This window comes from Acinetobacter sp. YH01021, assembly GCF_013420255.1.
Classification (GTDB): Bacteria; Pseudomonadota; Gammaproteobacteria; order Pseudomonadales; family Moraxellaceae; genus Acinetobacter.
This window is the reverse complement of record NZ_VOYO01000043.1, coordinates 1-8,874: the sequence shown is the minus strand read 5'-3', so window position 1 is coordinate 8,874 and position 8,874 is coordinate 1. Positions and strand designations below refer to the sequence as shown.

The window sequence follows — 8,874 nt, the reverse complement described above, 5'->3', positions numbered from 1 at the left end:
TCGCGTCTTTTGCGCTGATTTCGCGTTTTAGCACTTTGCCAAGGGTTTCCCTCTGTTTTTCCTCAAACAGGGCTTTTTCGTCAATTGGTGGCGTTTTAGCGCTATTTTTGATTTGGATCTGCTGTTCAGTTTTCAGTGTGCTGAGTTTGATCTCATTTTCAGCAATCAGCAGATCCATATTTTTGCCGTATTGCAGCTGTGCCTGATTTCTCTGTTTGATTTCATCATTGCTTCGGCTGATTTCGGTCTCAATCCCTTTTCGGCGCAGTTCGGTGACTTTAGGCCCTTCGTGCAGGGTGGCTTCCAGACCATTCTCCTGGTCCTTGTAGCTGCGGTGGTCGACTCGGGCGGTGTATCCGGCCATGTCCAGGTGCATATTGCAGATATCGGCAAAGTGTTTGCGCCAGTGTTCGATTTCTCCACTGTGTTTCTGATCCAGTTCCCGGGTTTTCTCGGTAAAACCTTCGGGAATGAGCTTGCGTGTGCTCATCAGGATATGGGCGTGATAATTGCGTTCATCACTGCCGGATCCGGTATGCGGGGCATGGATACAGGCATCAACGGCCACCTGATGTCTGTCCACGATACTGGCGCATAGTTCTTCGAGCATGGCCAGGCGTTGTTCCTGATTTAATTCACTTGGAAAAGCGATTTCAAATTCCCGGGCAACTGTCGAGTTTTTTCGGGTTTCGCGCTGTTCAACTTCGTTCCAGAGTCTTTCCCGGTTTTTTAAATGTTCTGGTGCGTCTTTGGGTAAATAAATCTCTTTGTATTCCACACCAGTTTTTCGGCTGTAGTCATGTTCTCGGCCTTCACGTTCACAATAGATCTTTTCACCAGCCCGATAGGCGATTGCAGCAGTGGCGGAACGTCCTGCTGATCGTGCTACGGTTTTGACTGAAAAGTGGTAAATCGCCATGCCTATTTTCGCTTTTAAATTTTCACGTAGTGAAATACAACCGTGGATACGGTTGTCGGGGTATTGGGGAGACCCCAATCGGACTTGCAAACGAAGTTTGCATAAGTGCGCTCTTCGAGGAAAACATTACTATACATATAGCACCTTGAATGCATATTCAAGTGCGCTTATGTTAGGGATGGTTTCCCAGGATGATGGTATTGGATTAATGAGCGTTACTGAAACACTAGACAGCAAAATTAAAGCCCAGGAAGAAAAGCTGAAACAGCTTAAAGCTCAAAGACAAGCAGCACTTGCAAGAGAACGTGCTAAAGAGAAAGAACAGGCTCGTAAAGATGATACTAGACGCAAAATTCTAATCGGATCTTGTATGCTAAAAATCACTGAAGAAGATGAACAGGCCCGGGCAAAATTGATTGCACAGATGGACAAGTATTTGACTGATGAACGTGATCGTAAGCTCTTTAATTTATAAGTGATAGGAAATCAATCATGGCATTGAGCCAATTCGATATTATTAAGTCTTTAGGTGAATCTATTGAATGGTTTGAAAAAGAACTCTCTTGGGGAATGCCTATTGCAGAATTAAGGCATTTAACAGGAAGAATTGGGGAACTTTATGTAGCTATGATGACCTTAGGACAATTAGCTGATTCAGTTAATCAGAGAGGTTATGATGTAGTTTCCAGTACTGGACAAAGAATTTCTGTTAAGACTGTTACTACAGCAAGTCATGTCGATTTTAATCTTAAAACGATTGAGTTAGTGGACAGAATTATTGTTTTAAGAATTAACCCAGAGGACCTCTGTATTGAAGTAGTCTATGACTTAAATATGGAGCAGTTTCAGGCTAAGTCACGAGAATACAAAGGGAAATATATTTTAGGTATTTATAACAAAATACTTTTAGCTAATTCAAAAATAAATATAGGGTTAAATATTCCTACTGAAACAGAACTGAAAGTTGAAAATAATCATGAGCTATTGATTTTAAATAATATTTTTTATGATGGATATGAGATAAAACAATATGAAAATGCAAAAATTGAAGTTTATAAGGATGGTGAAAAACAACCATCAGCTAAAGAAATTTTGAGGCAGATAGCCCTCCCTTTAAATGTCTCTTTAAATAATTCAGCCGGAAATCCTAAAAATACTCAGCAATTAGGGGATCATGTGATCAAGGCAATAAAGAACTTTAGATCAACCTGATTTCGCATAAGAGATTTTATGTTAAATAAATAAAAGCCCAGAATCACGAGCTTGTTTGTAGAGTCTATTATCTTGATTTTAGAAAAACTTTAAATTTAAAGTTCAAATAATTGGCCTATTTCTAATCCGACGTAACCACATGCTTTAAAAATCAAACAGCTTTGTCCAATTGTTAGCCTTTTAAACTAATTTTCTCAAATATTCCTCTTTTTTCTTATATCCAAGTTTTTATCTATCGGTAAAATAACTGTACTCATAACCTGCTAAGGATAGTGGGTAATAAGCGTTTAATGGCTAAGTATCAATTAAGGCCAAAACAGCTAACTTACATTGGAAAGTAAGCCATTAATACAAAATTAACAGCGCTTAATAAGTTTTATAGTTCCGGGAGAGACTATAAGGCTTTTTTACTTAAAGTTACTCAGGACTTGTGCAAAGAAAGAAAAAGCACCAAGGATATATTAAAGCTAAGATCTTAATTTAAGTCTGTCTTTTAGAAATTAGTGAGGTAGATGAAAGGGCTAGGGTGAAATTAATTACGAAAATGGACAAAATTTAACAGACGAATGCACTCCTAATATATTTAATTCATATCTTATTAAAAGTTAATTAATCTGAAATAACGCATCAATAGGAACATAATATGAGACTTTTGGCTGCTTTGCTTTTTCCTTGGCTGCTGTTTTTTACAATAGGTAGACCATTTGCTGGAATGATGTGTCTATTTCTTCAAATTACGATTCTAGGATGGATCCCGGCTGCGATCTGGGCAGTATATGCTTTGTCGCAATACAAGACCGATCAGAAAATTAGAAGAGCAATTCGCTATCATACTAAATAGTTTAATTTTCTAATTTTTATATCTGATAGTTTGGTAATTTTCATCACACTTATCCATAAGAGGGATTGTGTTGACTAATAAATGATCTAATTGATTTCATAATAATAATAACGATAAACAGCCATAGCGAAAAAATTGGCTTTCCAATTGCGAGTTGAAAAAGTCATAATGATTCTATGAATACACCTAACTTTTTCAACTAACTACAAATGTGTTGCACTTGGGATTTGAATCTGCGTTATTTAATAAAATGTAGGACTTACGCACTATTATTTATAGATTCTCTGTGGTAGCAGATGATTTTTATCGAGAATAAAGTCATCAATGAAGTTTTTGATAACTGGTCTAAATAATTTCTTCTGCCAACGATATACATTTTCAAAGATCCGCTCAAACTGGTTCTTTTTTATCTCAACGTAGGCCATCAAGGCTGAAAAAATATGATTCAAAATCAGTTTAGATCGTCTTACTTGAAACTTTTCAATATGACAAACCTGTTTAATCACCCGGTGATATTGCTCTATTTTCCAATGACTTGAATGTAATTCATGAAAACCCTCAAAGGACAATAAATCATCTTCATCTTGATGCACAATATAAAACCTCTGCTGTTCTTTTAACTGAGTCTTAAATAATTGTACAAAGCCAAAATCTTTGAGCCAGACCATTTGACCCTGATGGAAATCTGGCAATAAACGCAGTTGAAACCATTGTCCTTTTTCTGGGGAAACCTTACGGTTACAGTCGATACCAAACATAAATCGAATACCATATTTTCTTATGGTTTTTAGATTTCCAGTCGATGAATACCAACTATCACCTGTAATAAATTGAATCTTTGCACCCCAACTGAGTACTTCACTTAACATATCCATAAAGTAATCATTCTTGGTTTTACTTTCAGATTTGTCATAAATTCGGAAATTAATTGGAATATTTTGACCATTTTGATCTGTCGCATACAAGGTAATGAGATTAATACCCTTGACGGATCGGTGGTGTTTGCCTGACCAAAAATAGCTAACCAAGTCCATATGTTGACTATATGGTTTATCTAAAACAGTATCATCAATACTGACTATAAGTTTATTATTATCAATATGTTGAATTGATTCTTGATATAGGTCGTGAGGTGTGTAGTCTTCACGCTCTAGAAAGCGATTTACACTATCATGCGAGATATTATAAGTCTCGGCAAGTTGTGTGCAGCTAATAGAGTTCGGTTCTGTCATGAGAAAGCCCATATAAATGGGTAATGTACAAGTTGCTGTAGAAGCATGTTTAATTCGTCTGATCACAGATACTTTATAAAGTATTTTAATACTTTTTTGAATCCGTCAATGCGTAAGTCCTAAAATGTTACATAAAGGTTCCTAATGAAAGTAGATGCTAAAAAAGTATTACTTAAATCCATCCTTCTATTCATTTTGCTAGTTTCACAAACTATTTATGCAGAAGTAAGAAGTACGATTTGTCGAGTAAGTGTAAAAGACAAAAACCTCTATCTTGGTGTATGCCGTATAGAGTCTTCAAATAAATTCTCATATTATTTATCAGGGAAAATCTTGTTATCTAAAACCGGAATACAAAAGATAGGAGTCAAAGTTCTTGAGGAAAATAAGGCATTGATTCAAATACAAATGTCCTCGGGAAAGCTCTATGATTGGGGTACTGCATTTCGTTCCCCAGTTCGGCCAGGATGTTGGGTGGGTTTACAAAGTGATTTCAAAATATGTGCATTACAATTTCGCCCTAATTTATTCAATATTAAGAGCTGATGTGCGCCAAAGCGTACAAAATAGCCTAAATTTTATCCCCAGCAATTGGGGATAGTTTTGGAACCTGGATCCGTATGAAATGGGCACTGATTGTCAAATTGATCATTTATTAATCAATTTTCTTGGCAAAATGTTACAGATTCGCTTAAAAACTCACCAACTTATTACAAAAGCGACTTTTTGCTGATTTCTTAGTCATAACTAAAATTTTAAGTGATTGATATTTATATTAATATACAATTGTATTGCGTATAACCGCCATTATGTTAAATCGTTGAATCAGCATCTTGTAAAAGAAGTAGTAAAGGATTCTATTTGTCCATTTTCTGAAACGTATTCATCAATTGAATACAATTTATTATCAATCAGAACATAGTGAACTTTCTCTTGTTCCCTATAAAGACTTCCTGGTTCTTCACTATGAAATGTATATCTAAATCCTACACCGTATAGTTCATTAGCAGGGCTCTCAATAAATTGGGTAATGTTTATGTGAGAATATCCCTCGTACCGCTCATCTTTAATCTGATTTACTTCACTATTTTTTATACTTAAAACTCTGAAATCATCACCATTCACTATGCCACGACAAGCGGCTCTGTCAGTTCCCCATTTACCAATAAATATTGTACTGATCTGTGAGGCATATGCTGAGTTAAAAAATATTATTGGTAAGAGAACGACTAAAAAAAATTTCATAAAAATGCTTTTCAATGGTTAATAAAAATTAGTTAACTGCTAGTTAAAGGCCAGCAGTTAACTTTCTCATTATTTTGGAGTTAATACGGATTTTAAAATCGCACTACTTTGCGATGATGTCTGAGTTGTAGAGGCATCTTCATCCCCGATTTCTAATACATCTAATCTTTTCTCTGGCCCATAATAAGACAAAAATTTATTTTTCTTTGTGTCCCAAGCTAGGTAACTTTCGTTGTACTCAGATATAAAGCGATAACCATCTTTCGTTTTTTTAAGTTCTAAGCCTTCTCGACCTAACCAATAATTCAGTACATGTTCATATTGACCATCTTGGTTCTGAAAATAGATGTCAAGAAAACCATCACTACTTCCTGTGAACATAGAAACAGCGCCTTCACAGGTAACTTCTGATGATTTAATTATGTAATCTTTTAGGCCATCAGCATTGAAGTCAACGTTAACTATAAAACCTTTATCAAAAGTGATCTTCGGATTTTTTGTAGGCATCTCTGGGTCTTCGGAGATTTGTTTGCAACTATCTACGTAATGACTTTCAATTTCTGTTTTGATTTCAGATGGAAGGTTATTGAAAGGAATCGCCTTATTTATGACAGTGATTCCAGAAATTGCATTTGTGCAAAAAAAAGCTGTTAATAAAGAAACCCCAAAAACTATTTTTTTCATGAAAACTCTATAAATTTTAATAAAATAGATTGTTATTCTATCAAATAAAAATGGTATTTTTATAGAAATTTATATTGTAGATTTCCTAAAATTAACATAATACACCTTATACGAAATGCTTGATATTTCTCTTTAAATATCATTATATTAACGTAAGCCGTTCTGGAGTATAGGGCACCAGAACGGCTTTTTATTGATTATTCATGTTCCACGATCACTAATTGAGCGATGTTCCACGGTTTTATTCAGTTTTAATAAACATCATCCGGTTTTTTGAGGAGTCATTATTTCAAGTGCTTGCACTGAAATTGGCTCTTCAAAAAACTGGAGTCTTGGCTAACCATATGGAAGGAAAAAGCGGCTTAGGAAGCCTCTCTTCTTCTGTTCTGGTTCAACATGCTCCGGGATAGGAATACGCTTATTGTCTTGCTGAGGAGTAGTCAATTCGTCATAGTTCGTTGCTAGTTCCGACCGAGGATCCGTTGCTATATCCTGTTTAAAGCTCTGATCGGTAAAGGTAGTCATATTGGCTTTTGGTGCTTCTAGTAAGCGCTGCATAGCTTCAATCTGTTCTTGATAAAACGATTCACGTTCTAAAGATTGATTTTCTCTCTGTATTGCCTGATTTAATTGTTTTTCCAGTATGTCAACTTGACGTTTTAGTAAGTCAACTTCTGTCAAGTTTTGACTGTTAATTGATTGACTTTGATTGACTGTATCCTCTTTTTTTTGTGGTTCCCCAAAAACTCTTAGGGCCTCTGAAAAGTCAATTAATCCATCAGATCCTTTAGATAAATTTCCTTTGTTTATATGTGCATATATGGCTTGTCTTGAATATCCATAAAGCTTAGCTAACTCTGAAACTGACAGTTTTTTCATTATGTAAACCAGTTTTCAACTTGTGTTAATACCTGACTGTTAACTTAACAATTTCAATTAACAATGTCATTGAAATCCTAATTTTCTGAGTAAAGGAAGTAATTCCTTAAATTTCTCTGCATCTTGCAGCATGGCAGCTATACGTACAGCAAACTGCTGATAGCTTTCTGTGCCTTGTGAATATTTACTCATCTCAGGAAGCTCTGAGAGCTTGTTGGCGAATAGATGGCGTTGTTTATCTGTTATTTTTGAAAAGAGGTCTAATGTATTCGGATCTCTTTTAGATTCGACTGAATGCGTGGCTGATTTTTTCTGTTTAAAGCTAAATGAAAAACCAGTAATAGATCTACCTGTTTTATGCTGTTCAACTTTGACAGTAATATCGGTATGTTCATTTACTTGTTTTAATGCAATGTCTAAAACATATTTTTTAAAATCATACATTCGTTTGTATTCAGTCTCGAGTACACCTATTTTTTGTCTAAAATCATACATAGTTATGAGAGGCGTTTTTCCAGTACTACGCCATGCAATCAATATTTCATATAAACGAACAGCATAAGCACTTGTTAAATTACTTATTTGTTGTATTTCATACTTTGTAAATTGTTCTTCTAACCTAGTAATTAAAGGCACAATAGCAGGGGCAAAAATAAGTCTAACGACAGCTTCATTATCAATATAAGCCACCTCGCTCACCCATCTTGATTTGTGATTAATAATGTTACCTTTTTCACTAAGACTCTGATAACTGAATTGTCTTGCAAACAAGTCATCGCAAGCATCTTTTAACGCCTGATAAGCCGTATTTCGATGTACACCAAACTGATTAATATAACTTTCAGCATGAACTGTTAGTGGATCATTAGCATTTATCCCTTTACCCGATTCCCTTGCTTCAACAATAGCTAGGAGAATTAACCTCTGTTCAACTAGATCGAGGTTATAACTGGCATTGATTAAGGCGTTATCTTTAACAACTAGTTCTGTTTTCATATGAAAAGATTATATTTTTAATTCAATAAGACGAGGTTATATAATTATCTCGCTTAATGCAAGGTAAACCTCGTTTTAATGCAAGGTAAACCTCGTTTTAATGCAAGGTAAACCTCGTTTTAATGCAAGGTAAACCTCGTTTTAATATCTCTAGAACCATTATGAATAAAGGATTACAGCTTAATTAAAAGCATTTAAAAGCTTAAAAATAATTAAAAGCCCAGGGAGTAAAAAATTGCCCTTGGTTTTCGCTTCGCTCAAACTCTATTGAATCTCGCTTTCGCTCGATTCGTCGGGGCAATTTTTGGTTCATATTTTCGTGAATTTGAGAAAAAGCAAAAGCAAGATCAAAAGCAGCTCGGAATTCGCTTCGCTCATGAGCTTTTTTTCTCGCTACGCTCGATTTAAGAATCAAATTTGGAAAGTTCGCACCCATGCGGGATGCTCTGTAGGGTAGGTGATTAATGGATAGGGAGCTTGTAATCAGGGAAAGGGATGGGCAAATTTTCTCAGTTCGCTCGTAGACACTCGCTCTGTTTAGCGACTCATGCCACGAGATTTCATTTTAGGCGCATGTTGCTGTGCTTTGAGCTGTTGTTCCTGTCTGAGTTTCATCTGTTGTTCTGCTTTGATCTCATCCACACATTTTTTAATGACTTGATAGGATGGGTATAGAGTCTGGTATTGCTTGGCTTTGGCTGGATGTTGTTGTTGGTACTGCTTCCAGGCATGTTCTTTAAACTTTTCATTTTCCAATAAATCCTTCACACCATGTTTTTTCTGGTGTTCATGCTGACCTTTCAGCTTTTTGTGCTCCTGGTAAATCGCATCACGTTGGGCTTCCCAGGCTTTTTTTCCAAACAGTA

General features: G+C 35.7%; 11 protein-coding genes and 1 pseudogene. 4 read left to right on the top strand and 8 right to left on the bottom strand.

Annotated features, from left to right (window positions below; all coding sequences use genetic code 11):
* Positions 1–919: MobQ family relaxase (gene mobQ / locus FTT86_RS15185; RefSeq protein ID WP_180181453.1), on the bottom strand; the 919-nt coding region annotated here is incomplete at its 3' end.
* Between the two features lie 208 nt (positions 920–1,127).
* Here mobQ and FTT86_RS15180 point away from each other — a divergent pair.
* From FTT86_RS15180 to FTT86_RS15170, 3 genes are all read left to right on the top strand, one after another.
* Positions 1,128–1,394, top strand: coding sequence for a hypothetical protein (locus tag FTT86_RS15180; RefSeq protein WP_006581723.1), 267 nt, complete (start codon positions 1,128–1,130; stop codon positions 1,392–1,394).
* 17 nt (positions 1,395–1,411) lie between these two features.
* Positions 1,412–2,131: a hypothetical protein gene (locus tag FTT86_RS15175; RefSeq protein ID WP_001218546.1), complete on the top strand. Its 720-nt coding sequence runs from the start codon at positions 1,412–1,414 to the stop codon at positions 2,129–2,131.
* A 643-nt stretch (positions 2,132–2,774) separates the two neighbouring features.
* Complete coding sequence (locus FTT86_RS15170; protein WP_180025723.1) at positions 2,775–2,972, top strand: YqaE/Pmp3 family membrane protein; 198 nt, start codon at positions 2,775–2,777, stop codon at positions 2,970–2,972.
* 269 nt (positions 2,973–3,241) lie between these two features.
* On the opposite strand, the gene FTT86_RS15165 is transcribed toward FTT86_RS15170, so the two are convergent.
* Positions 3,242–4,270, bottom strand: coding sequence for a transposase (locus FTT86_RS15165; RefSeq protein ID WP_180168120.1), 1,029 nt, complete (start codon positions 4,268–4,270; stop codon positions 3,242–3,244).
* Between the two features lie 78 nt (positions 4,271–4,348).
* Here FTT86_RS15165 and FTT86_RS15160 point away from each other — a divergent pair, with 78 nt between their 5' ends.
* A complete protein-coding gene (locus FTT86_RS15160; RefSeq protein WP_180168121.1) occupies positions 4,349–4,750 on the top strand; it encodes a hypothetical protein in 402 nt (133 codons plus the stop codon).
* A gap of 279 nt (positions 4,751–5,029) precedes the next feature.
* Here FTT86_RS15160 and FTT86_RS15155 read toward each other — a convergent pair whose 3' ends face one another.
* The 6 genes and pseudogenes from FTT86_RS15155 to FTT86_RS15130 all read right to left on the bottom strand — a co-directional run.
* Positions 5,030–5,449 (bottom strand): hypothetical protein, encoded by a 420-nt coding sequence (locus FTT86_RS15155; RefSeq protein WP_179991645.1) that lies wholly within the window; start codon positions 5,447–5,449, stop codon positions 5,030–5,032.
* Between the two features lie 69 nt (positions 5,450–5,518).
* Positions 5,519–6,133 carry a hypothetical protein gene (locus tag FTT86_RS15150; RefSeq protein ID WP_180181452.1) on the bottom strand — a complete coding sequence of 205 codons (615 nt, stop codon included), beginning with the start codon at positions 6,131–6,133 and terminating at the stop codon, positions 5,519–5,521.
* A 336-nt stretch (positions 6,134–6,469) separates the two neighbouring features.
* On the bottom strand, positions 6,470–7,012 hold the full coding sequence (locus FTT86_RS15145; protein ID WP_004896925.1) for a plasmid replication DNA-binding protein: 543 nt from the start codon (positions 7,010–7,012) through the stop codon (positions 6,470–6,472).
* Positions 7,013–7,078: 66 nt separating this feature from the next.
* A complete protein-coding gene (gene repM, locus FTT86_RS15140; RefSeq protein ID WP_004896921.1) occupies positions 7,079–8,008 on the bottom strand; it encodes a replication initiation protein RepM in 930 nt (309 codons plus the stop codon).
* A gap of 202 nt (positions 8,009–8,210) precedes the next feature.
* On the bottom strand, positions 8,211–8,444 hold the full coding sequence (locus FTT86_RS15135; RefSeq protein ID WP_034429840.1) for a hypothetical protein: 234 nt from the start codon (positions 8,442–8,444) through the stop codon (positions 8,211–8,213).
* A gap of 101 nt (positions 8,445–8,545) precedes the next feature.
* A pseudogene (locus FTT86_RS15130) lies at positions 8,546–8,874 on the bottom strand (hypothetical protein); the annotation flags it as partial.